Consider the following 21,527-nt stretch of genomic DNA (forward strand, 5'->3'; position numbering starts at 1 on the left):
CTCTCACTCCTGTTCAGATGTGCCACCGGTGCCCGGGTCAGCGCGGGCACCCCCGTTGCTGCCCGCGTCACCGCCTGCGTCCGGCAACTGCGCCGGGGTCGCCCGCGCTCCCTGCGTCTCGCCCGGACTCGTGCGGTAGCTGAGGCCGAGACGCTTCGTGCGCTCGGCGTCGGCCGCGTTCTCGCGGTCCACTTCCTCGATGTCGTAGCCGGTGGCCTCGACCACCTTGCGCCGCGAGGTGATGCCGGCGCCCATCGCCAGCACCTGCGCCTGGATGTCCTTCAGCGGATCGACCCAGTCCCAGCGCGGCGGGATCCACTGCACCGGCCGCGCGGCGACCGGATCGGCATCGAGCGCGCCCGACAGCACCGCGGTGTCGAGCCAGCGCGGCCAGACCGCCCGGCAGAGCTGGTGCACCAGGACGCCATGCTGCAGCTGGCCGATGCGGCGCCGGAACTCGACCAGTTCTGCCCGCAGGCTCGAATAGTTCGCCTGCCGGACGTCGCCGGTCACCAGATGATAGGGCAGCCCCAGCGAGGCGGAGACGGCGAGCAGCGTGCGGTACTGGAACGCTTCGTAGCCGCCACCCACGTCGGCGGGCGCGGAGAACTTCACGTCCTCGCCGGGCAGCAGCACCTGCATGGTGCCGGGCTCGAGGCTGGCGATGGCCGTTCCATTGAGGTCCGCCTCGACCTCGCCCAGCATCGGCTCTTCCGGGGCGGTCTTGGTGATGAAGCCCGCGAACATCGCCGCGGTCTTCTTCCGGTCGAGCTCGGCGTCGTCGTACTGGTCGAGCAGGAACAGCCGCACCATCGCCGGCGCGATGTGTGGCAGGCCCCGGATCTGGCCCGCGTCGATGGGCCGGTAGATGTGCAGGACGTCCGCAGCGGGCATGCGCACGGTCTCCGGGATCACCGCCCCCTGGTCGGTGCTGTCGCCGGGATGGCGGCGGCGGAAGTGATAGGCCACGCGCCGGCCGATCGCATCGAACTCGATCCCGCAGCGGATGCGGTTGCCGGAGGGCAGCACCTCGGTCTTCTCGAAGGGCAGCATCTCCGACTGTAGCAGCTGCAGTTGCAGCGGGACCAGCAGCCCGTCCTCGGCCCGGCGCGGGCGCAGCCGGACGAAGCACTCGCCGGCCACGAACATCTCCCGCGCGACCATGGCCTGCAGCCCGTAGAAGTCGGTCAGCCCGTCGGCATCGGCCTCGTCGGTCCAGGCGAGCCAGAGCCGCTGGACCCGGTCCCGCAGGTCTGCATCCCCCATCAGCGAAGACGGCTTGATCCCGTCGCCCACGAGGTTCGCGGCGAAGGCCTCGCAGGCGTTGGCGGCATAGCCGTTGGTGACCACAAGCTCGCGGGACCGCGCCAGCAGCCGCGGGCCGCCCGAGGCGACCAGCGTGTTGATGTTCTCGAGCGGCGGGTTCCAGCCGCGCAGGCGGCGCTTCGCCATCGAACCTTCGAGGCGGGCGCGCACGGCGGCTGGGCCGCCGCTGCCCGGCGATGGACGGCGGAAGCGGTCGAAGAGGCCCATGGCGTTCAGAGCCCCTTCGTCGTCGTCACGCGGACCTGCCGCACGATGCGGCGCCCCTCTGCCGCCGCGATCTCGCGGTCGAGGGCCTCGATGGCCCGGTCGATCTCGGCGACGCTGCGATAGTCCACCGTCTTGCCGTCATAGCTCACCCGCGCCACGCCCGAGGCGCGCTGCGCGGCCAGTGCCTCGCGGCGGGCGCGGAGCTCTGTGGCCGTGGCCATGGGATCACCTCATGTAGCTGGAGTGCACGGTCCGTCGCCGCGGTGCAGGTCGGCTCGCTTTTGGTCCTGTTGTCGCGGTTCCCACATCCGGGTTGCCGTTCGCTGCCACACCGAGCTGCCCTTCCAGATCGGCCCAGCGCGCCTCGGGCCAGCGATCCGCACCGAGGATCCACGCCGCCGCGCGGGCGTAGACGCGGGTGTCGAGCGCCTCGTTGCGCTCGCGCAGCTTCTGCCATTCGAGCCTGGAGAAGCCGCGTCTTGTGCGGACCGTCACCAGCTGCTCGGCGGTCAACTGCTTCAGCCATTCGCTGTCCGCCCAGTCCGGCAGGTGGATCGTGCCGGGCGGAAAGACCGCGCCCTCGGCCATGTCTTCTTCGGTCGGCCGTTCCAGCCGCAGGAACCGGTAAGTCTCGGCCTTGAAGGTCGACACCGCGACCGTCCAGAGCCGCGCGCCGCGCCGCAGCCGCTTGCCGCCTTCGGTCGCGTCAACGAAGGTCGGGCCCGACACCGGGCTCGAGCGGTTGAACCCCTCGACGCCCTTGACCGGGGACACTTGCGCGAAGCCTTGCGCCCGCGACCAGGAGTAGACCGCCGGGGCCTCGTAGCCGGTGTCGATGGCCAGCCGCGCGATCCTGAGATGCGCGCCCCGTTCGTGCGGCCAGGGGCGGTCCAGCAGCGCTGTCAGTTCCGACCACGCGTCATGCCGATCCGGGCCGCCCTCGATGACGACGTGATCGACGAGCCAGCTTTCCAGACCACGACCCCAGGCCCAGACATCGACCTCGATGCGGTCCTTCTGGACATCGGCTCCGGCGGTCAGGAACAGCCCGCCCGCAGGCACCGTTCCGGATGCCCAACGCTCGCGCCGGTCGTAGAGCCGCTGCCAGTCCGGGGCTTCACCGGTCTCGACCCAAGTTTCGCCGAGGATCGTGTTCCGGAACGCCTTGATCGCCTCGTCCGATCCTTGGGCCGCCTCCCATGACCGCACGATCCGCTCCCAGCTCAGCCAGCCGATCGGCGAGTAAAGCGCCGAGAGGTGATACCCGACCGTGGTCGGATCGGCGGGTCTGGCGGTCGCCCGCCATTCGCCCCCCTCCAGCATCGCCGTCTTGTGGTGTTCCGCGATGGGCGTCTCGCAGCTGTCGCAGTGATACTCGGCCGTCTCCGGGCGGCCCTTCTGCCAGCGCAGCCGGTCGAACTTCAGCCATTGCATCGCGCCGCAATGCGGACACGGAACGAAGTACCGGCGCTGGTCGCTCGCCTCGTATTCACGCTCGATGCGCGACAGACCCCGGATCGTTGGGGTCGAGACCAGGAGCACCTTGCGCCGGTGGGCGAAGGTCAGCGATCGGGCCTCGGCCAGCGTGACCGGATCGCCTTCCTCATCGGCCGAGGCCGGATAGGCATCGACCTCGTCGAGGAAGATGTAACGCGCCGGGGTCGATCGCAGCCCGACTGCCGAGTTCGCCCCGGTCATGATCAGGATGCCGCCCGCGAATTCCTTGGACAGCATCGTGTTGCCCGCGTCGCGGGATCGCGCGGGCTTCACCCGCTCCCGCAGGTCGGGGCTCTCGTCGATCAGCGGATCGATCCGCTGGCGCGAGTTGCGCTTGGCCAGTTCAACAGTCGGCTGGACCGCGAGCATCGGACCCGGCGCCTGGTGGATGGCGAACCCGATCCAATTGTTCCCGGCCTCGGTCGCGCCGACCTGTGCGGCCTTCATGAACACGATCCGCTGCGTGGGATCGCCCGGCGACAGCCGGTCCATGATCTCGCGCATGTAGGGCGTGCGCACCGTGCGGTATCGCCCGGGCTCGGCCGAGGCGCGGCCCGAGAGCATCCGGTGCCGGTCCGCCCATTCCGAGACGGTCAGGTCCGGGTCGGGCCGCAGCCCGTTGCCCCAGGCGCGCAGGATCTCGCCCGCGCCGTCGAAGTCCGTCAGGCCATCATCATCACCGGAAGTCGGGCCGGACCTCGGCGAGTTCGTCGAGGTGGGCGCGTACATGTTTCTCAACGACCTTCTGCATCGCGGCTGGCTCGACGCCCAGATCGGCCGCCATCAGCGCAGACGAGCGCGCGGGCCAATTCACCCATGCGTCCCGAACTTCCCGCGCCAGGCGGAACACCAGCGCCAGGGCACGCGCCCGCTCGATCAACTCCCCCTTCAGCTTCTGGAGCCGAATGCGCCGCTCCTGCGCCTTCAGCACCTCGTTCGCGGTCTTCGCCTGCAGGAAGGTCGTGCCGCCACCGACCGCCGGGACTGCCAGACCCTGTTCGCGCAACGTATCGCCGACAGCGGCCACCGCCGCCTCGGGGACGGGCTTCAGCTTCGGCGCGGGCGGTTTCCTCGTCTTCGATGGGTCCGTCGCCTCGGCACGCCGGGCGTCGCTGGCGGCCGCGTTGATGCTGCCGTCCGGATAGAGGACCAGCCGCTCGGCCGTCTTCGCCTTCTGGATCGCACCCCGCGACAGCCCGACATGGGCGGCGTACTGGCGCTCGCTCATGCCCTGCATCGACGGCTCCGATTATCATTCAAGATCATGTGCTTATCGAGTTGATAAGCGGTGCGGACAGAGGGAACGTGTCTCCAGAAGGACGATGCAACTCAACAAGGAGCCACCTCGATGACCACCCGCCTGAACCCGATCACCACCCCGCGCCACGAACTCCGCGCCGAAAAAGCGCGGCGGAACAAGGAAGCCGCGCTCGCCGCCTTCATCGGCAAGAAGGCCGAGATCGACGAGATGCTCGCCCGGCTGCAGGCGCTCAGCGCCGACCATTTCAACTGCGCCCCCGACGAGGCGGGCTGGGCCATGGTCGGCACCCTCGAACACTACGCCAGCCTTCTGAAGCGCATCACCGACAGCGCCTTCGGCGAGGGCGAACACGCCCGCTGATCTCCGGTCCAGCCGGAACTCCTGCCGCGCGCCCTGCGCGGCTCGGGGTCGTAGAAGGCGCCGCATGACGCGGGCCCGAAAACGGAGACGACCCCATGACCAAGATTTCCGACACCCAAGCCCTGATCCTGAGCGCCGCCACCCAGCGGCCCGAGCACATCGCCCTGCCGCTGCCCGAGAGCCTGCGCGGCGGCGCCGCCGCCAAGGTGGTCGGAGCGATGCTCGCCAAGGGGTACCTGCAGGAGGTCGATGCCGACATGCGCAAGGGCGAGCCCGTCTGGCGCGAGACCGGCGACGGCCACGGCGTCACGCTGGTCGCCACCGACGCAGGCCTCGCCGCCATCGGCATCAAGCCCGACGACGCGAACACCGCGCCTGCGGGCACGACGGACGCGCCTTCCGAGGAGCCCGCGCCGGACACCCGCACCGGACCGAAGGCCGCGCCCAAGGCGCGCACCCCGCGCGAGGGCACCAAGCAGGCCACCCTGATCGCCATGCTGCGCGCGCCGGACGGCGCGACCATTGAGGAGATCATGGCCGCGACGGGCTGGCAGTCGCACACGGTGCGCGGCGCGATGGCCGGGTCGCTGAAGAAGAAGCTCAGGCTCGAGGTGACCTCGGAGAAGGTCGAGAACCGGGGGCGCGTGTACAAACTCCCCGTCGCCTGACGCGCCGGACCCCGACAAGCTGATGGCCGCCGTCCCTCCGGGGCGGCGGTCGATCATTTGGCGGTCCGCATCCGGATCGCCTCGAACACCCGCCGCAAGGCGAAGGAACGCGCTATCGACACGATGGTGAAGATGGCGCCCATCTTCAGGTTCTGCGCCAGCGTCGTGTGCAGGCCGAAGATCGGGAAGATCAGGATCTGCGTTATGACCGCGACGCCGTAGCCGACGATCACGTTGGCGACGGACTCGACCAGCGACATGAGGCGTGATTGCTTCATGTCGCCGCCTCATCCATCGGCCAGCAGTTCAGCCGCCAGAGTTCGCAGCGCATGCGCCGCAACCAGCGGGACCACGCCGTTGCCACAGAGCCGAAGCCGGTCCACCCGGTGGGCCAGCCCATCAGCGCCTCGACGAACAGCGGGTTCAAGGTCCGGCGCGGCTCGGAGGTATCGCTCCCAGCCGTCGGCGTCACCAGGACCTGGCGGCCAAGCAGGCCGTTCACCGGCGTGTTCGCGAGGCTCGTCGCCCCGTCCTTGTGATCGCGCGCCGTCGGCGTCATCCACATCCCGGCCGCGTGGGTCAGGTCTGCTGTCCGCCTGTTGCCCGCGCTCGGCTTGCATCCGTCGTTCGCCATCGGCGTCGGCCAGTCCCGCGCCATCCGGTCCAGACCCTTCTCGTCGCGCCTCTCGCCACCCCGGCTGCGGAAGCTGTCGATCTGCGGCGTCGGCCAAAGTGCTGCCGTCGTCGCGAGGTTCATCCCGTGCTGCCCCGCTTCCTGCGAGGGCGTCGGCTTCGTCTGCCGGTTCTCGTTGGCGCTGGCCCGGGGCGTCGGCCACAGCCGCAGCAGTTCGGTCCGGTTCCCGCCACTCGACCGGGTTCCAGAGCAGGCGCGCGGGGTCGGCCAGTTCGTCTCCCTCGCGGATGGCGAGGATGAAGAGCCGCTCGCGCTTGTGGGGCGCGCCGACCTCCGCCGCCGTGAAGAGGCCTGCCGCAAGCCTGTAGCCCATGCCGACCAGTCCGCTGGCGACTTCGGGGAAGCCGAGGCGGAGATGATGGGCGACGTTCTCGAGGAAGACGAAGGGCGGCTCGACCTCGTCGATGATGCGGGCGACATGCGGCCAGAGGTGCCGCGGGTCGTCCGCGCCCCGGCGTTTGCCCGCGACGGAGAACGGCTGGCATGGATAGCCCGCAGTGACGATATCCACTGCGCCGCGCCAAGGGCGGCCGTCGAAGGTTCCAACATCGTCCCAGACAACAGCCTGATCCAGGGACGCGTCTTCCATCCGCGCCACGAGAGTGGCTGCGGCGAAGGTTTCCCGTTCGACATGGCCCACAGCACGATATCCGGGGATGGCGATGGCGAGCCCGAGGTCGAGACCGCCTGCGCCAGAGCAGAGGGAGAGGCCGAAAAGGCATGCGTTTCCGGTTCCGGACGCGCGTCCGGAGGAAGGTAGAGCCAGGTCATGCATGTCACGCGGCGGTCTTGCGCTTTCGCGCGGGTTCGGGGGCCGTGTCCGTTGCCGGGGGATCGGCCGGGGCGTCGGCATCGTCGCCCAGCCGCTCCGTCCTCACCTGCGCGAAGGTCCGACCGTCGCCATCGAGGATCGCGTCGCGGCCGGTCTCGGCCTGCCAGCGTTCGACGGCGACATCGATGTAGGCTGGGCTGATTTCCATCGCGAAGACACGGCGGCCGTTGGCCTCGCCCGCCATGATCTGCGAGCCGGACCCCGAGAAGGGCTCGTAGCAAAGCCCACCGCGCGCCACATGCTGGCGCATCGGGATCCCGAAAGCGTCCAGCGGTTTCGGCGTCGGATGGTCGGGGCGCTCGTCCTTGGCGAAGGACGGCATCTCCCAGGTCGACGGCAGTGTCTGCTCGGCCACCTTCGGCGGGCGGTTCGGGCGGCGCCAGCCCATGAAACAGGGCTCGTGCTTCCAGAGGTAGTGGGACCGGGTCAGGACGCCTCGGTCCTTCACCCAGATGATCTGCTGGTGGACGAAGGCCCCAGCCTTTTCCCAGCAAGCCTCGAGCATCGCCTGGCGGCGCGAGGCGTGCCAGCAGTACCAGGCGGCATCCTCCGCGATCGCCTCGGCGACCGCCGCGGCGATGAAGCCGTCATAGAGTTCGGCGCCCTGCGAACTGTCGTCCCACGTGGTGCCGTAGGACGCCGACCAATCCTTGTTCCGGGTCGGATGGTTCGAGCCGTCGTAGTCGACCAGATACGGCGGGTCGGTCGCGAACAGGATCGCGCGCTCGCCATTCATCAGTCGGCGCACATCGGCCGCGCTGGTGCTGTCGCCGCAGAGCAGGCGGTGGTCGCCGAGGATCCAGAGATCGCCCGTCCGAGACGCCGGGTTGCGCGGCGGCTCTGGGATAGTCACCGGCGGCACGGAGCCCCCGGCGCCACCTTCTTCACCGTCTTCTTCCGTGACGTAGGCCAGCAGCTTGTCGAGCTCGCCATCCGAGAAGCCGACCAGCGACAGGTCGTAATCGTCGGCCAGCAGGTCGTTCAGTTCCGCCGACAGCAGTGCTTCGTCCCAGGTGCCGAGTTCGGTCAGCTTGTTGTCCGCGATCCGGTAGGCCCGGCGCTGCGCCTCGGTCAGGTGACCCAGCACGATGACCGGCGCTTCGGTCAGCCCCAGCTGCGTCGCGGCCAGCACGCGCCCGTGGCCCGCGATCAGTTCGCCGTCCTCTGCGACGAGGCACGGCACGGTCCAGCCGAACTCGGCCATGCTGGCGGCGATCTTCGCGACCTGGTCGGCCCCATGCGCCTTGGCGTTCTTCGCGTAGGGCTGGAGCTTGGCCAGCGGCCAGGTCTCGATCCGCTCGGGGGCGAAGCTCAGCGTCATGGTGGGCAAGGTTCCTCGGTCGGGTGGATGCCGGTGGCTTCCGGACTCCGGATGCCGCGCTGGACTCCACACGGGGTCCAGCGGCCACCAGCGGTGTCCAGGCGGAAGGCCAGCGTTCATTGGTGTTTGCGCGGGGCGCGCGTGGCTCCGGCTTCCGGGTGGCTTCCCAAAAATCCGGCCCTGTCGCTGGCGATGTCCCGCGCTTCGCCCGCCAGCATACGTTTCGGCCCGGAAAGGAACCGGAAAAACAGAGGCTTGATTGGATGGACCCCGGCTGGACCCTTCGCTGGACCCCGGAAGCCGGCGACGGGGGCCGTCCCGCGCGCGCCTCTCCCGAGCATGCCCTTTTTCTAGCGCCATTCGCCGAACGTGTAAGGCCCCGCGATGTACACCCGAAAATTCCCTCAGAGGACGATTGTTCTTGACAGCCGATTGGCGTTTTCGATGACGAACTGCTGCGAGCGTCGGGGCGACGGCACGCGACCGTTCAGCCGCCAGGTGATCACCGCAAGGCCGTACTGCCAGCGCCTGGTCGCGGCCGTGCGGGACAGACCGAACTGCCAGCAGATCGGCTTCCACGCCATCCCGTCGGCGCGGGCCCAGACCAGGCGCGCATCCTCAGGCTCGAGCCAGCGCAGCCAGAGCATGGTTTCCTCGGCCTGCGTGATCTGTCGCGGGCTGGGCCGCGGGCGACGCATCTGCGGCTCCTGACCGACCTGATCGGCGAAGCTGTGGAGATACTCGGGCCACGCGTTGAAGAAGCCCTGCGGCATCACCCCCGGCATCTGCCGCATCACGCCCGCCGCAAGTTCGAGCCGGTCCTGCACCTGTGCTGTGCTCCACTCACCCATGGCGCGCCTCCCGTTCGCGTTTGCCGTAGAGCCGCTCGCCGAGCTGCCGGACCAGTTCGCGCTCCGGCCAGGTGAGGCGGTGGTCGTCGACAGCCACGGCCAGCAGCCCCTGTTCCTTCCAGCCGTCGCGCTTGACCTCGTCGGGGTTGCGGCGGTGGCCGCCGTATCCCTTCGGCGTGAACCGCATGCCGCTCATTGCACACCTCCGCGGGTCTCCAGCGCCCAGAGCAGGATCGCGATGGCGTCGGCCTCGTTATCGTCGGCGGGCGAGAAGCCGCGCGCGCGCGCGGCCGCCAGCATGGCGTCCTTGTTCGCGTTGCCCTTGCCCGTGGCGTGGCGTTTGATGGTGCCGACCGGCACACCCTCGTAGGGAATGCCGCGCAGCTCGGCCCACGCGGTCAGCGTGGCCATGAGCCCGCCATAGACATGGGCCGCGTCGGTCCCGGCATGCCGGCGGACCTCCTCGAACCAGATGGCGGAAATCGGACCGGACAGCCGGTCGATCTCGGCCAGCCAGTTGGTGAAGCGGAGGTACCGCATGCCGCCGCCGTCAAAGCGGCCGGGGCGGAAAGACACTGTGCCGCTGGTGATCAGCCCGTCGACGCCGTGCAGGGCCCAGCCGGTGGCGGTGCCCAGATCGAGCGCGAGCAGCGTGCGGGCGGCGCGGAAGGCGGGCGGCAGATCGGGGATTGCCTCGTGGATCCTGCTGGTCAGAGTCGCTTCAGCCATCGTGGTCTCCTTTTCGGGCTGGCTGCGGGGTGGAAGACGACGGCGGTCATGTGCTTGGCGGTACCGGCCGCCGTCGTCGGACGGGGATATGCAGGGGGCGTCAGAGCCCGCGCGCGGAAACCCCTCGACGTATGGGAGGAGAGGCCAAACCTGTCGGTTGGCCTCCCCATACGTAGTATGGGGGTTTCACACCTAACTGTTCCGCACGGAACAACACTTTGATTTCATTACGGATAACAACTTCACTAAGTCTTCGGGCATGAGTTAGGGACCTACCTCTTATTTCACCGTAGCCTGTTGAATTCGTTGGGCACACAGTCGGTGAAGTCATATGAGTCAGGCCTCACTCATATGAGTGAGGTTGTCCTCGAGCCCGTCCGGGTAGACCCAGACGGACGGGTTTTCGACCTGGAGGGAGATGCCGGATTGCGGGCACTTGAAGTGACTCGGGAGCACCGCGCGCCGCTGCTCAGTCACTTCGCCGGTGATCGGATCGACATGCTCGATCGGCGTGCCGAACTGCATGCCGTCGACGCAAAGGTAGCCGAAACGCGAACGGGTGACCGGAAAGCCGAACTCCGACGCGTCGCGCAGGAACTTGATGTAGCCCTTGGTGGCGAGGACGCTGAGGCGCTCGCGGATCGTGTGCTTGCTCCCGAGACCATCCCGGTTCTCGAAGGTCTCGGCGAACTGCATCGCGGTGTAGAGCCGTTCACCCGCTGCCTCGTCCAGGAGCATGCCGAGGATGACATCGTGCTTGCGCAGACGTTCGGCATCGAGCTTGGCGCCCAGTTCCCTGCGCACCAGCCTCTCGTTCATCGGGTTGAACTCGACCCATCGGCCGCCGACCTTGTCGATCAGCTTCGCGGGCAGCGCAGGGCCATTGCGCAGCTCGATCTCGAGCCGCCTTTGAGTTGAGTCCTCCTCGGGCCGGTGCAGGATCAGGCCGGACGTGTAGAAACCACGCAGGGCGCTGGCGCCTGAAAGCGCGAGGAACGGATCCTCCTTCACCTGGTGCTTGCTGAGCTTCTTGGTGTGGTGGATCAGGATGACCCCGCAGTCGGGGTCGATGTGATCGCGCAGCACCTCCACCCGTTCCTTCAGGAAGAACATCATGGCGGTGTTGTCGTTCTCGCCGCCGCCGTCCGGGCCGCCGTCGAAAAGGTTGCGGATCGGGTCGACGCAGAGGATGTCGGGCGGCGCATCCGGGAATGCCGTCCGAACCGCGCGGGCAACCCGCACGCTGCCCTCGTTGTCGAGCAGCATCTTCAGCTTCGGGGTGGCGACGAAGGTGTCGCGTGCGGCGGCCAGCACATCGGGCGGCAGGGCGATCTGCTTCAGCCGCTCGCGCAGATAATGATATTGGATCTCCGCCTGCAGGTAGAACACGCGCAGCGGGCGTGGCGGCGTGAAGCCGAGGAACGGCACGCCAGCGGCCATGTGGACAAGCCAGGAGATCAGCAGGTCGCTCTTGCCGACCTTGGGGGCGCCGCCCAGCACCAGAAGCCCGCCCGGCGTCAGCACCCGCGGCGCGATGATGTCCTCCGGCATCGGGCTCTGGTCGTCCAGCAGCGCGCCCAAGGTGAAGGCGGGCATCTCGACCGGTCCCGGTGCGCCGGTATCCAGCCGGATCAGCGGCGGCCCGTATTTCTCGACATGCCGCTCCCAGAGCCGCTCGGATTCGCGCTTCAGCCGCTCGACCGGCCACTGGGGCCGCAGCATCGCGGCGTTGTAGCCGCAGATGCCTTCCCAGCCCTCATCCTTTGTCATCCGGCCCTCGTGGACCATGCGGATGAAATGCCCGATCGCGGCCGAGGCACCCTCGAAACGGGACCAGTCGTCCGCTCCACCCTCCCGCACCGGGGTGACCAGCACCTCGTCCATGGCGGGCTTGTCGGGATGGGTGAACGCGGGCTGCAGGGTCACGCCGGGTGCGGGCGGCATGTCGGTCACGGCCTCGATGAACTCGGCCAGATCGCGTTCGCGGTCGGCGTTCAGCTCGACGATCCGCACCTGCGTCTTGAGGTTGTTCTTGTAATAGACGCTGCCGGCCACCCGGATCGGCTGATGCGCCGAGCGGAAGTGCATGTCACCGCCGACTTTGGCGGCGATGTCGCCGCGCAGACGCGTCACGCGGGCTATGTCGTCACCCTCGGCGGGTTCCGTCAGCGCCCACCAGACGTGGCACTTGCGCTGCCCCTCGGCCGTGACGCCGCCGCTCTCCACCACCATGCTGGGCGCGCCGAGGTGGCGTTCCAGATGCGCGCGCCTGGCGGCGATGTCACCGGTGTCGAGATCGACCACCACGGTCTGCATCTGCAGGATTTCGGCGGCCTTGGCCTGACCGGGCGCGGCGACGGTGCCGGGGATCACATAGACCGCCGCCCCCTCGCGCGAGGCCCATGTCGCGAAGGTGGCCATCTTCTCCGGGGCGGCCCGATCCGCCTCGATCCAGATGTTGTGCGGGCGGCCATCGATGCCCTGACCCTTGTCGATGAAGCTGCGGACCGGGATCAGCCCGTCGCAGTACCCGAAGACGACCTGCATGAACTGGGCGATCTGCGCGGGGTCGGGCTCGTCGCCGAAGACGTCGATCTGCGGCGCGGCGTCGTTGAAGTCGCGCCATGGGTTGAAATGGACGATGTTTTCCTTGGGCTCATCGGGCGTCGCGTCGTCGCGCATGGCTGGCTCCTGGTCGGGATCGGATGGCTCGGTGGGCTCGTTGGTCATGCCGCCAGGCTCCAGCACCGTTCGGCGTGGGTGCAGAACCGGCATTCGAAGAAGTCGCGGCTGGCGGCGATGCGGGGCAGCAGCTCGCCTGCGTCGGTGGCCTGCAGGATCCGCACCGCGCGGTCGGACATGCGCTGCGCCAGCGCAGCGTCGAAGGGCACGAGCTTGTGGTGCAGCTCGGCCGTGTCCTTGTTGATCGCCGTGAACAGCGCCGGTGCCACTGAGATCCCCGGCACCGACGGCTCCATGTAGGCCTGGTAGATCGCGATCTGGGCGGCATAGACCGGCTTGGAGACGGTGACCCCGTCCTTGACGCAGGCCCGCCAGTTCTTTGCGTTCATGGTCTTGCATTCCCAGAGCGCGGGGGTGCGCAGACCGAGCGCGGCCGGGGCTGCGGCCACGATCCCGTCGACATGGCCACGGATGCGACCGCCCGCGACTGAGAATCCGAACTGATCCCCATCGGGCCGATTTCCCTTGCGGGTGTAGAGGTTGAGCCCCGCCGCCCGCAGCCAGCGGATGGCGAGATCCTCGAGCTCGTGCCCGATCGCGAAGATCCTGAGCGACCGGCCGGAGAAGTCCTGGCCCTCATCCTTCGGCGCGCCTGCGAACTCGAATTGCAGCGCGCGCTCGCAGGCATGGCCCAGACGGGAGGCGCCGAGATAGGTCCGGGGCGGCGTGGCCTCCCGCTCGGCGATGAGCGCCGCGTCGACCAGCGCGTTGATCCGCTCGGCCATGGACGGGCGCGGGTTGAAATCCAGCATCAGAACGGGATCGCCGACTGGCTGGCGATCTCGGCCATCTCGGCGCGGAACGCCTCGACGGTGGTCACGATCAGCCGGTGCATGTCGTTCTGCGTCAGCTGGGCCAGCGGGCGGTCCCAGCCGATCCGCTCCATCTCAGGCGCGAGCGCCCGCATCACCGCGGGCAGCGCCTGGGTTTCCTCTTCGGTGAAATCGACCATGCTCAGTCCTCGTTTCGCTTTGCGGTTGAAGGCCGCCTGGCAGCTGATGGAGCAGAACCAGCGGCGGGTGCGGCGCGATGGATCGGGAAACGGTCCGGGGGACCGTTCCCCTGTCGAACGGCGCGGCCGCTGGGGATCGGACCAGCCGAAGCCGCGGGTGCGGGACGCGCAGACGGCGCACAGCACCGGGCGCGGATGCCAGAGGCGATCAAAGCCCGGTCGATCCGCAGGCGCTGCGGGCGGGGATGGGACTTGCGCGACATGGTTCACGCCGCCCTCCGCTCGGGCTCGGCCGCCGTGACGAGGCGCCGGATGTCGCGCTTGTTGAACTGGAACGAGATCAGCGCCGAGGCGCGATAGCGCGTCAGCCCGAAGTCGTGCCGGCACTCGGGCGGCAGATACTGCAGCTGTTTCTCGGTCGGCGGCTGGATCAACCAGCGCTTCGACTTGAAGGCGCTCTCGTCGCTCTCATGGGTATTCAGCCAGTCGTCAGCTTGCGCGAGGCAGACGGTCCGATCGCCGACCCCGAGAAGGCAGGTTGGCTGTCTCCTGGCGCCGCCCACGGCGTACCAGCGGCCGTCGAGGAAGAATACGCCGCCCCAGGCGCTGAAGCCGCTGGCGATGAGCGCGGCATCGTCGCCGAAGAGGTCTTCCCAGGCGAAACTCGACCGCGTCAAGAGGTCGATCTCGGACATGACGAACCCGGAAAGGCTGCCGGTCCCGGCCTCCTGGCTGCGGGCCTCGTCCGCAGACTCGACCAGCAGTTCGCCGCAGAGTGGGCATTCGCGGGAGCCAAGCGGAATGTCGGCGGCGCAGGTCGGGCAGGTCTTCGTCGGCGCCTCGCCGGTGGGCGTGTGGCCGTCGAGATCGACGTCCTGCTCCAGCGTGCCGTGGATCAGGCTCGACGTCCCGAAATCCAGTACGATGCAGTCGGTCTTGACCACGCCGGGATGCTCGGCCGGATCGACGATGCGCAGACCGCGCCCGACCATCTGGATCATCGTGGACTTGTAGGAGCTGGGCCGCAGCAGCACGACGCAGGAGGTGGGCGGATGGTCCCAGCCCTCGGTCAGCACCGCGACGTTGACGATGACGCGGATGCGTCCGGCGGAATAGGCGTCGAGGATTGCCTTGCGCTCCCCCGCCTCGAGCGTGCCGGTGATGAGCGCGGCAGGGACGCCGGCCTCGCGGAACGCCTCCGTGACATGCTCGGCATGGGCGACGGTCGAGCAGAAGACGACGGTCTGGCGATCGCCCGCCTTCTCCCTCCAGTGGCGGATCACTTCGTCCGTGACCGGCGTGCGGTCCATGATGCCCGCCACCTCCGCCATGTCGAAGTCCGACATGGTCTTCCGGACCGCGCGCAGCTCGTCCTGCACGCCGACATCGATGACGAAGGTGCGCGGCGGCACGAGGTGACCGGACGCGATCAGCTCGCCCAACCGGACCTGGTCGGCGACGTTGTCGAAGACCTCGCGCAGCCCCTTCCTGTCGCCCCGGTTCGGCGTCGCCGTGACGCCGAAGATGCGCGCGTCGGGATTGGCGTCGCGCACCCGGTCGATGATCCGACGATAGCTCTCGGCCACCGCGTGATGCGCCTCGTCGATCACCAGCAGATCGAGCTTCGGCATGGCCTGCAGGTTGGCGGCCCGCGCCAGCGTCGGCGCCATGGCGAAGGTGACCTGGCCGTCCCAGGATTTCGTCGTGGCTTCGACGACGGATGTGTCCGTGCCGGGATTGATCCGCGCGAACTTCGCCTGGTTCTGGCTGGTCAGCTCGTCGCGGTGGGCGAGCACGCAGGCCTTGGCACCATCAGCGATCATCTCGCCAGTGACCGCCGAGAGCATGATCGTCTTTCCCGCACCGGTGGGCGCCACGCCCAGCGTGTTGTCGCGGGTCGAGAGCGCAGCGAGGCTGCGCTCCACGAAGAGTTTCTGGCGAGGACGGAGCAGCATCATGCGCCCTCACTGCGCCCAGGCAGGACGGCCGGGCACCGGCGCGGCCGCGGGCTGCTGGACCGGCGCCTGCTGCGGCGCGGGGTGAGCGGACGGCTGGTAACCCTGTGTCGCCGCCAACCCCATGACCTGCGCATAGTCGCGATGATCGGGCGTGACCGCGCTGCGGATCTCGTTCTTGTCGTCGCCGCTGGTGTCGGTCCCGATGTCGATCCGCGCGACGAACTCGATCCCGTCGAGATCGGCAAAGCCGCTGATGCGCCGTGCCGCCTGCGCCTGCGGCGACTGGTCCTTGTCGGAAATCCCGCGGGCCGAGTTCAGCATGCCGCGCACTAGGCTGCGGCCCATGTTGGCCCAGTCCGGTCCCTTCGGGCTGTAGAGCCCGATCAGGGTGAAGATCTTGCGCCGGGCGTACGGACCCTCGGTCACCGTGAACTCGCCGTTGATATACACCGCGCCGGTCGAGCCACGGGTGGCATAGCCCCCGGTCCAGCCTTGCGACGGGTCGTCGAAGCCGCCGGGGCGGATCGTCAGCCGCACCTTGGCGAGCGTGCCCTTGGGGATCAGGTTGGTGTTGCTCTGCGCGTCGTTGAAATCGCTCCAGGAACCCATGGGGAACCTCCTTGTCTGATCAGGATTGCGGTTGGGATTGGGCGTCAGCCGCCGGCTCGGCGGGTGGCGGGGTGTAGGTCAGGCGCTTGGGCGCTGGCGCGATGGCGGCGCGGATCTTGGTCATCAGGCGGCCGAGATGTGGCTCCTCGACCTGATCCAGGCGGCCGGAACGGTCCTTGGCCGGGTAGCCCCAGGGGTTGATCGTCTGGCAGACGAAGGCGCGATAAGGATCGCCACCGTCGGCCTTAAGCTCCGCCATGGTGATCACCTCGTCGACGATCCCCGGCAGTTCGAGCCCGGTCTTCGAGCCGTCGATCTGCGGCTGGAACACCTTGCGATTGAAGTCGTCGAGCTTCTCGTCGAGGATTCCGACGAACCAGACGTTCTTCGCCCGCGTGTGCTGCAGATGGGTGAGCCAGCCGATCATCTCGCGGCCATGGAGCCCGTAGGCCCCGCGCACATCCGGCTTGCCGGTCTTTTCCGACAACGCCTCGGGCTGGCCCTTGCACCAGCCGAAGCACAGCCGCCCCGCCACGGTGATCGAGTCCACGAAGATGGTGTCGTAGCGGTCCAGCGCGGCCGGATCGCCGAAACGGTCGCAGACCGCCTTGTAATGCGCCGAGCTGTAGGGCTGCTCGTCGCGCAGCGCCGGGTTCGGCCCGCCGATGAACACCGCGAAGTCCCGGCATTCCGTCCAGGTACGCGGCCGGATGCTGTCACCCGCCCAGCCCTCGATGGCGAGATCGCCCGCCTCGAGATCCATGAAGAGGGTCGTCGACGCGTTCAGCGTCCAGAGCAGCGATGTTTTCCCGATGCCCGACTTGCCGAAGATGCAGCCCTTGACGCCGCGGGGCTCGGCCAGCCGCTGGTCGGCGCTGATGATGGGGAGGCTCATCGATCGCCCCCCTGCGGGACGATATCGCCCGCCTCGAGATCCATGAACAGCATCGTGGGCGCCTTCAGCGTCCGGAGCAGCGAGGTCTTTCCGACGCCCGACTTGCCGCAGATGCAGCCCTTGATGCCGCGGGACTCGGCCAGCCGCTTGTCGGCGCTAACGATGGTGAGGCTCATTGATCGCCCCCCTGCGGGACGATCTCGATCTTCAGCGTGCCGGGCCGGACGGTGCGCGCGGGCTCGAAACCGGCGCGGATGGCGTCGGGCCAGGCGGCGTATTTGCGCTCGGGCACCTTGAAGGCGATGTCGACATACTGGGCGGGATCGTCCCCGGCGGCGCGGATGCGCTCGACCATGGCGGCGAGGCGATCCTGATCCCAGTCGACCCGTTTCGGCAGATCGGTGACCACGGTGAAATCACCATCGTCGAAGCGGATCGTGCCGGTGTCCTTGCCCGCCGCCTGCCGTTCCTCGGCGGCGCGGGTGGCGTAGCGGACGCTCAGCGCCCCATCGAGGCGCGCCTTCGCGGCCTTGTCCCGCTTGATGCGCGCATCGACGTCGCGCTGCAGGATGGCCAGCAGTTCGACAGGCAGCTGGGCGATGTCCTGCAGGCCGAGGCCCGGCAGGTCGTCGACGGTGGGGGTGTTCGCGGGGAACGGCATGTAAGGGTCTCCATGATCGGCAAAAAGGGATCGGAAGGCGGTCATCACGCGGCCTCCTGCTCGGCGAGCAGCAGCGCGGACAGTGAGACCGCCGCGGCCTTCGGCTTGGGGCGGGCGACGGCGATGTAGGCGAACTGGTCGGGGCCCGTGCGCTCCTGCACCAGGTGCACGAGGCCCTGCTCGGCGGCCCAGAAGGCGCGCGACCCGAGTCGGGCCAATTCCGCGCGCTGCTGATCCGGGAGCCGGGCGAACATCGGGAAGATGTCGAGAACCAGAAAGCCGCGATGGTATTCGAGCCGGTCGCCCGGCACGGCCTGCGCCACCCAGGCGCAGAACTCGATCTCGGTGAGCGGTCGGCGGGCGCGGACCGTGATAAAGGGGGTGGTGCCCATGAACATGATCTCCTCCTTTCGCCTCTACTCAGGCCGCCGCGAGATCGTCCCAGGCGGGACCGAGACCGTGGGCGGTGAGGACGTGGCGGAGATCGGCGAGGCGGCGGTAGAGCGCGGACCGGCTGCCGAAGCCCTCGGCCGCGAGCGCGGAGACTGGGCGATGCGCAAGCGCCGCGCAGAACCGGCGATCCTCGACCGGGAGCCGCGCGAGGGCGACCTGCAGGGCGTGGTGGAGTTCGGTGACGGCCGCGGCGCAGCAGGTCTGGCCGTGCCAGGCGGCAAGCCCGTCGTCCTCGGTCAGCGTGTCGCCGACCGGCTCGCGGGTACCGGCCAGCGGCACCTCGAGCGAGAGCAGCGACCCACCCTGCGCACGGCGCTGGCGGTGATGGCGCATCGCGATCCGCGAGGACTGGTTGCGAAGCACGATGTTGGCGAAGGCGCCAATGCTGCCGCGGGAGGGATCGTAGGCGGGCAAGCGGCGCAGCAGATCGACCAGGAGGTCCTGGCCCAGATCCTCGCGCTCGCAGACCGGCATGCTCAGCTTGCGCCGCAGCCGTTGCGCCGCCGCATCGGCTTCGTGGATGATGGTTTCAATGTCGTCGGGGGAGAGTTCGATCTGCATCGCTGTGCGCCTTGGTCATCGTTTCTGATGAGCCCAAGGTGCCGGATGCGGTCGGCGCGCAGGTGGGAACGGGGTGGGAATGAGGTGGGGGTTTGGTGGGCCTGGCCCTTTGCCCGAGGCGATGAGTTGGGCGCTTCACTCAACCCTTGTGCTTATTTTCGGGCGGGTTTTGCGTTCAGCCTACCCCGGGTGGTAATAAATGGCGTCGAGCATTGCGGCCCGACACTCCCAAAGCTGTCCATCGCGAGTTTCGGGCTTGTCGATGTTGTACCACTCCGATGCGCGGATCACTTCCACGACTCGGTCCCAGTAATTTTCGAGGTTGAGAGTCGACTTGGCGAAACCCATCCCATTCGCCGCGGCTACAATATTGGGATTGGAGATGCATAGGAATACGTCGGGGCGTTTCATGGCAAGCAGGCGTGACGCCGTCGCGACGCCCCCAACCCTGCTCGAATTGGCAAACGCCTTGACGAAAAGGCGGGCAAATCGGTCGAAATGCTCTCTTGTGACCTCTCCCTTCTGAGGAATGCTGTCAACGGCGCGAGCTAAAAATCGGTCGTTTTCTGCAACGCGATTCTTGAAGTCTCCCGCGCCACGCATTGAACCAAACCAACCCCAATCTCTATCAAGCGATTCGTCACCGGCCTTTTCTTGCACCCCTATTGCACCTGCAATTGCTTTCCTTTGTGGCGTTGTTAGGTCGTGGAACGAAGGCACGGCCGATAGCCAACCCTGCGCAGTTCGGAGCATGTCCAGACTTTCATCAACGTCGTGGTGAGCGGAACCTCGCACGGCGCGGACATACTGATCCCAATCCATACCGACCAAGGGGGACGATAGGCTCTTCACGCTTGCCGGCAGCACCCCTGCCAGCGGATCGCGAGGCGGACCTGGTCTCCTTGCGGCGAGTTTGCATCCGAGACGGTATCGCGCCGCAAGTTCTTTCGTCACGCGCTCACCGATTGAGGCACTTCGCGCGGCGAAGGAAAGGGTATCAGCGAGCACCTTGTCGCTGACGGAACCCTTAACAAGGACGCTGGCTTCATGGTTCTTGCCCAGCCCGCCGCGAGTGAAGTTAGCGCTCCCGATTACAGCAGCAGCCCGTTTCCCAGAACGGAACGCGTAGACCTTTGGGTGGAACGTCCCACCAGGAAATTTCGTGACGACGTAGCATCCGTCGACCCCGATGAAAGAGTCTACAAGGTCTGGATCGGTCTGAGCGAACGCGAGGCCGAATGTCACGGCTCTGATTTTTGCTGAATGGGATAGCATTTTTCGGGCGAGGGAGGTGGATGTGCCCCAAGCAACTGCCCAATGAAGCTCGTCATATTCGGCCAGAAGGCCCTGGATGGCACTCTCTACGTCGTTCCCCGTCAGAAATTCGATTTCCAATTCAATTATCCCCTCACGCGACTTGCAGGTCATCAGTTGATCGAAGCATAGCAGGCGCGGGTCAGCCCACAACTCGTGGTGAGGGGAGAGAGACCGAAGCGCCCCTACCAGCCGTCGACCAAAATCTCCGTCGCAGGGACGCCAAGCCGATAGCCACGGTTGCGTACCGTCTCGATCATGACCTTGCTCTCGGCATCGCTGAACCCCGCAGCCTTGAACGCGTCGCGCAGCTCGCGGATCAGATCCTTGGCCTCGCGCGCAGTCGTGCCTTCGACATGGGATCCGGAGGCGACCTGGTCGCGCGACTGCGCCTTTTCCAGCAGACGCTCGAACACGGGGAAAATCTGACGCGACAGGATGACGGAGCGACCATCCCATTGAACCTCGGCCGTTGCCCTTCGCACGCGAAGCACGGGCGCCAGCGGGACCGGCGCCAGAGCCGCGACGTCGATTGTGCCGCCGAGGCCATTTGTGGCGGGCGTCAGCACCTCAAGGGTTTCGATGAGATGAAAGCCCGCATCCTGATGTCGCCGGGCAGTCTCCGCTGGCAACGCCGGTGCGAGGATCGTGATGTCCGAACCCTGCGCGGCTTGGCGCAAAGATGCGATGATGCCGTCGCCGGTCATGGCTGCAGACTCCAGCGCAAGAAACACCGCCCGACCCGATGGCGTGTCGCCGAGCCGCCAGACCTTCTCCGCCGCCAGTTTCGGGGTCGCGCTGAACCCTGCCGCCGCGCCGATTACGGATGCCAATGCCGCAGCACCCATGCGGAATTCGCGCAAATCGTCCTCGGTGAGATCGACGTCGTGTCGGCGGTCGAGCGGACATTCAGCACGATATCCATCGCCCGCTCTCCGGATCGGACGACAGGGCAGTCCGCATTCGCAGGCGTCGCAGACATCCCAATCGGAGAGCGGTGCCTGTTCGACGAGGACACGTTTCGCCATCAGCCGGTCAAAGCCCGGACCGAAGAACGGCGCGGCAAGCTCGCCGGGCAGGATTGCGTCGTCGCCAGCCTCACTCAGCCGCGTCAACAACCTCAAAATCGTCTCGGTCATTCATCAGCCCGTTCCGTTCGATCAGTTTCATCACCCGCGCCTCATGCTGGGTGCGGCGGAACTGCACGACACCCGGTGGCCGCAACTTGACCGTGACCTGCGGCTGGCGCTTGCCGTCGCCCTTGAACAGGATCCGGAACACGAGCTCGCCCAGCCGCCAGGCGCCGCCGAACGACACCGGTGTGCTGCCGAAATGCTGGAGCGCATCACCGCCGAGGTCCCGCGAGCGCAGCGTGCGCACCACCCGGGGATACCCCTTCTTGCCGGGCGCCATCAGGTCGGCCGCCGCCTCGATGATCAGCACCTTGTCGATCAGTGGATCGTAGGCGGCATCGAAGGCGAAGCCCGGTCCGGCCAGTTCGACCGGGCGCAGGGTATAGAGGTCCTGCGCATCGTCGCCGTCGAAGAAGCCGGACCTGTCTGGACTTGCCCGGAAAATGTGGAGAGCACCAACTGAGGAACCAGGAGGTGTTCTATGGGAAACGGGAACAGGCCGA

25 protein-coding genes and 1 pseudogene are annotated in these 21,527 nt (G+C 67.7%); 2 read left to right on the forward strand and 24 right to left on the reverse strand.

What is annotated here, in order from left to right:
* Positions 1–3 precede the first annotated feature (3 nt).
* From FNF32_RS05645 to FNF32_RS05660, 4 genes are all read right to left on the reverse strand, one after another.
* A complete protein-coding gene (locus FNF32_RS05645; RefSeq protein ID WP_052512800.1) occupies positions 4–1,452 on the reverse strand; it encodes a phage portal protein in 1,449 nt (482 codons plus the stop codon).
* Positions 1,453–1,538: 86 nt separating this feature from the next.
* Positions 1,539–1,754: a phage head-tail joining protein gene (locus tag FNF32_RS05650; protein WP_043130233.1), complete on the reverse strand. Its 216-nt coding sequence runs from the start codon at positions 1,752–1,754 to the stop codon at positions 1,539–1,541.
* A gap of 4 nt (positions 1,755–1,758) precedes the next feature.
* Positions 1,759–3,759 (reverse strand): phage terminase large subunit family protein, encoded by a 2,001-nt coding sequence (locus FNF32_RS05655; RefSeq protein ID WP_131675063.1) that lies wholly within the window; start codon positions 3,757–3,759, stop codon positions 1,759–1,761.
* A complete protein-coding gene (locus FNF32_RS05660) occupies positions 3,707–4,267 on the reverse strand; it encodes a hypothetical protein (RefSeq protein WP_131675064.1) in 561 nt (186 codons plus the stop codon). Before FNF32_RS05660 ends, FNF32_RS05655 begins: the two co-directional genes overlap by 53 nt.
* A 111-nt stretch (positions 4,268–4,378) precedes the next feature.
* Here FNF32_RS05660 and FNF32_RS05665 point away from each other — a divergent pair, with 111 nt between their 5' ends.
* Together FNF32_RS05665 and FNF32_RS05670 are read left to right on the forward strand one after the other, a co-directional pair.
* Positions 4,379–4,651, forward strand: coding sequence for a hypothetical protein (locus FNF32_RS05665; RefSeq protein WP_101341879.1), 273 nt, complete (start codon positions 4,379–4,381; stop codon positions 4,649–4,651).
* 95 nt (positions 4,652–4,746) lie between these two features.
* Positions 4,747–5,319 (forward strand): DUF3489 domain-containing protein, encoded by a 573-nt coding sequence (locus tag FNF32_RS05670; RefSeq protein WP_131675065.1) that lies wholly within the window; start codon positions 4,747–4,749, stop codon positions 5,317–5,319.
* A gap of 53 nt (positions 5,320–5,372) precedes the next feature.
* On the opposite strand, the gene FNF32_RS05675 is transcribed toward FNF32_RS05670, so the two are convergent.
* From FNF32_RS05675 to FNF32_RS15280, 20 genes and pseudogenes are all read right to left on the reverse strand, one after another.
* Complete coding sequence (locus FNF32_RS05675; protein ID WP_131675066.1) at positions 5,373–5,597, reverse strand: DUF7220 family protein; 225 nt, start codon at positions 5,595–5,597, stop codon at positions 5,373–5,375.
* The gene (locus FNF32_RS15560; protein ID WP_246087707.1) at positions 5,594–6,076 is read right to left on the reverse strand and encodes a hypothetical protein; all 483 of its coding nucleotides are present in this window, start codon (positions 6,074–6,076) and stop codon (positions 5,594–5,596) included. Before FNF32_RS15560 ends, FNF32_RS05675 begins: the two co-directional genes overlap by 4 nt.
* Positions 6,077–6,266: 190 nt before the next feature.
* Positions 6,267–6,866 (reverse strand): annotated as a pseudogene (locus FNF32_RS15565) (DNA cytosine methyltransferase); the annotation flags it as partial.
* On the reverse strand, positions 6,790–8,166 hold the full coding sequence (locus tag FNF32_RS05685) for a site-specific DNA-methyltransferase (protein WP_131675068.1): 1,377 nt from the start codon (positions 8,164–8,166) through the stop codon (positions 6,790–6,792). The pseudogene FNF32_RS15565 and the gene FNF32_RS05685, both read right to left, overlap by 77 nt.
* Before the next feature lie 404 nt (positions 8,167–8,570).
* Positions 8,571–9,017, reverse strand: coding sequence for a DUF6362 family protein (locus tag FNF32_RS05690; RefSeq protein WP_131675069.1), 447 nt, complete (start codon positions 9,015–9,017; stop codon positions 8,571–8,573).
* Positions 9,010–9,213, reverse strand: a complete 204-nt coding sequence (locus FNF32_RS05695; RefSeq protein ID WP_081962461.1) for a hypothetical protein — start codon at positions 9,211–9,213, stop codon at positions 9,010–9,012. The genes FNF32_RS05690 and FNF32_RS05695 overlap by 8 nt, the downstream gene beginning before the upstream one ends.
* The gene (locus FNF32_RS05700) at positions 9,210–9,746 is read right to left on the reverse strand and encodes a crossover junction endodeoxyribonuclease RuvC (RefSeq protein ID WP_143796522.1); all 537 of its coding nucleotides are present in this window, start codon (positions 9,744–9,746) and stop codon (positions 9,210–9,212) included. The genes FNF32_RS05695 and FNF32_RS05700 overlap by 4 nt, the downstream gene beginning before the upstream one ends.
* Positions 9,747–10,082: 336 nt before the next feature.
* A complete protein-coding gene (locus FNF32_RS05705) occupies positions 10,083–12,476 on the reverse strand; it encodes an AAA family ATPase (protein WP_143796523.1) in 2,394 nt (797 codons plus the stop codon).
* Positions 12,473–13,240, reverse strand: a complete 768-nt coding sequence (locus FNF32_RS05710; protein ID WP_131675323.1) for a hypothetical protein — start codon at positions 13,238–13,240, stop codon at positions 12,473–12,475. Before FNF32_RS05710 ends, FNF32_RS05705 begins: the two co-directional genes overlap by 4 nt.
* Positions 13,240–13,440, reverse strand: coding sequence for a DUF6511 domain-containing protein (locus tag FNF32_RS05715; RefSeq protein ID WP_131675324.1), 201 nt, complete (start codon positions 13,438–13,440; stop codon positions 13,240–13,242). Before FNF32_RS05715 ends, FNF32_RS05710 begins: the two co-directional genes overlap by 1 nt.
* Positions 13,441–13,706: 266 nt before the next feature.
* Entirely contained in the window at positions 13,707–15,398 is a 1,692-nt protein-coding gene (locus FNF32_RS05720) for a DEAD/DEAH box helicase (protein ID WP_246087706.1), read from the reverse strand.
* A gap of 6 nt (positions 15,399–15,404) precedes the next feature.
* A complete protein-coding gene (locus FNF32_RS05725; RefSeq protein ID WP_036706603.1) occupies positions 15,405–16,007 on the reverse strand; it encodes a hypothetical protein in 603 nt (200 codons plus the stop codon).
* A 19-nt stretch (positions 16,008–16,026) separates the two neighbouring features.
* On the reverse strand, positions 16,027–16,902 hold the full coding sequence (locus FNF32_RS05730; protein ID WP_131675325.1) for an ATP-binding protein: 876 nt from the start codon (positions 16,900–16,902) through the stop codon (positions 16,027–16,029).
* Complete coding sequence (locus FNF32_RS05735; protein ID WP_036706607.1) at positions 16,899–17,078, reverse strand: AAA family ATPase; 180 nt, start codon at positions 17,076–17,078, stop codon at positions 16,899–16,901. The genes FNF32_RS05730 and FNF32_RS05735 overlap by 4 nt, the downstream gene beginning before the upstream one ends.
* A complete protein-coding gene (locus FNF32_RS05740) occupies positions 17,075–17,608 on the reverse strand; it encodes a hypothetical protein (RefSeq protein ID WP_221930663.1) in 534 nt (177 codons plus the stop codon). Before FNF32_RS05740 ends, FNF32_RS05735 begins: the two co-directional genes overlap by 4 nt.
* Positions 17,608–17,961: a hypothetical protein gene (locus tag FNF32_RS05745; protein WP_185961871.1), complete on the reverse strand. Its 354-nt coding sequence runs from the start codon at positions 17,959–17,961 to the stop codon at positions 17,608–17,610. The genes FNF32_RS05740 and FNF32_RS05745 overlap by 1 nt, the downstream gene beginning before the upstream one ends.
* Positions 17,962–17,983: 22 nt before the next feature.
* A complete protein-coding gene (locus FNF32_RS05750; RefSeq protein ID WP_131675326.1) occupies positions 17,984–18,577 on the reverse strand; it encodes a sigma factor in 594 nt (197 codons plus the stop codon).
* A 180-nt stretch (positions 18,578–18,757) separates the two neighbouring features.
* Positions 18,758–20,005 carry a phospholipase D family protein gene (locus FNF32_RS05755; RefSeq protein WP_143796524.1) on the reverse strand — a complete coding sequence of 416 codons (1,248 nt, stop codon included), beginning with the start codon at positions 20,003–20,005 and terminating at the stop codon, positions 18,758–18,760.
* Positions 20,006–20,076: 71 nt separating this feature from the next.
* Positions 20,077–21,030, reverse strand: a complete 954-nt coding sequence (locus FNF32_RS05760; protein ID WP_131675328.1) for a helix-turn-helix domain-containing protein — start codon at positions 21,028–21,030, stop codon at positions 20,077–20,079.
* Positions 20,990–21,527 (reverse strand): hypothetical protein (locus tag FNF32_RS15280; protein WP_221930664.1); only part of this gene is annotated, 538 nt, incomplete at its 5' end. The genes FNF32_RS05760 and FNF32_RS15280, both read right to left, overlap by 41 nt.

The sequence above is a fragment of the Paracoccus marinus genome (assembly GCF_007018965.1).
GTDB lineage: Bacteria > Pseudomonadota > Alphaproteobacteria > Rhodobacterales > Rhodobacteraceae > Paracoccus > Paracoccus marinus.

Bases quoted from the DNA above. Each gene is read 5' to 3' on its own strand.
- FNF32_RS05675 (WP_131675066.1), bottom strand. From the start codon at position 5,597: ATGAAGCAATCACGCCTCATGTCGCTGGTCGAGTCCGTCGCCAACGTG.
- FNF32_RS05670 (WP_131675065.1), top strand. From the start codon at position 4,747: ATGACCAAGATTTCCGACACCCAAGCCCTGATCCTGAGCGCCGCCACC.
- FNF32_RS05650 (WP_043130233.1), bottom strand. From the start codon at position 1,754: ATGGCCACGGCCACAGAGCTCCGCGCCCGCCGCGAGGCACTGGCCGCG.
- FNF32_RS15560 (WP_246087707.1), bottom strand. From the start codon at position 6,076: ATGAACCTCGCGACGACGGCAGCACTTTGGCCGACGCCGCAGATCGAC.
- FNF32_RS05710 (WP_131675323.1), bottom strand. From the start codon at position 13,240: ATGCTGGATTTCAACCCGCGCCCGTCCATGGCCGAGCGGATCAACGCG.
- FNF32_RS05755 (WP_143796524.1), bottom strand. From the start codon at position 20,005: ATGACCTGCAAGTCGCGTGAGGGGATAATTGAATTGGAAATCGAATTT.
- FNF32_RS05690 (WP_131675069.1), bottom strand. From the start codon at position 9,017: ATGGGTGAGTGGAGCACAGCACAGGTGCAGGACCGGCTCGAACTTGCG.
- FNF32_RS05730 (WP_131675325.1), bottom strand. From the start codon at position 16,902: ATGAGCCTCCCCATCATCAGCGCCGACCAGCGGCTGGCCGAGCCCCGC.
- FNF32_RS05645 (WP_052512800.1), bottom strand. From the start codon at position 1,452: ATGGCGAAGCGCCGCCTGCGCGGCTGGAACCCGCCGCTCGAGAACATC.
- FNF32_RS05740 (WP_221930663.1), bottom strand. From the start codon at position 17,608: ATGACCGCCTTCCGATCCCTTTTTGCCGATCATGGAGACCCTTACATG.
- FNF32_RS05750 (WP_131675326.1), bottom strand. From the start codon at position 18,577: ATGCAGATCGAACTCTCCCCCGACGACATTGAAACCATCATCCACGAA.
- FNF32_RS05705 (WP_143796523.1), bottom strand. From the start codon at position 12,476: ATGACCAACGAGCCCACCGAGCCATCCGATCCCGACCAGGAGCCAGCC.
- FNF32_RS05665 (WP_101341879.1), top strand. From the start codon at position 4,379: ATGACCACCCGCCTGAACCCGATCACCACCCCGCGCCACGAACTCCGC.
- FNF32_RS05720 (WP_246087706.1), bottom strand. From the start codon at position 15,398: ATGATGCTGCTCCGTCCTCGCCAGAAACTCTTCGTGGAGCGCAGCCTC.
- FNF32_RS05685 (WP_131675068.1), bottom strand. From the start codon at position 8,166: ATGACGCTGAGCTTCGCCCCCGAGCGGATCGAGACCTGGCCGCTGGCC.
- FNF32_RS05715 (WP_131675324.1), bottom strand. From the start codon at position 13,440: ATGGTCGATTTCACCGAAGAGGAAACCCAGGCGCTGCCCGCGGTGATG.
- FNF32_RS05725 (WP_036706603.1), bottom strand. From the start codon at position 16,007: ATGGGTTCCTGGAGCGATTTCAACGACGCGCAGAGCAACACCAACCTG.
- FNF32_RS05695 (WP_081962461.1), bottom strand. From the start codon at position 9,213: ATGAGCGGCATGCGGTTCACGCCGAAGGGATACGGCGGCCACCGCCGC.
- FNF32_RS05760 (WP_131675328.1), bottom strand. From the start codon at position 21,030: ATGACCGAGACGATTTTGAGGTTGTTGACGCGGCTGAGTGAGGCTGGC.
- FNF32_RS05735 (WP_036706607.1), bottom strand. From the start codon at position 17,078: ATGAGCCTCACCATCGTTAGCGCCGACAAGCGGCTGGCCGAGTCCCGC.
- FNF32_RS05745 (WP_185961871.1), bottom strand. From the start codon at position 17,961: ATGTTCATGGGCACCACCCCCTTTATCACGGTCCGCGCCCGCCGACCG.
- FNF32_RS05655 (WP_131675063.1), bottom strand. From the start codon at position 3,759: ATGTACGCGCCCACCTCGACGAACTCGCCGAGGTCCGGCCCGACTTCC.
- FNF32_RS05700 (WP_143796522.1), bottom strand. From the start codon at position 9,746: ATGGCTGAAGCGACTCTGACCAGCAGGATCCACGAGGCAATCCCCGAT.
- FNF32_RS05660 (WP_131675064.1), bottom strand. From the start codon at position 4,267: ATGCAGGGCATGAGCGAGCGCCAGTACGCCGCCCATGTCGGGCTGTCG.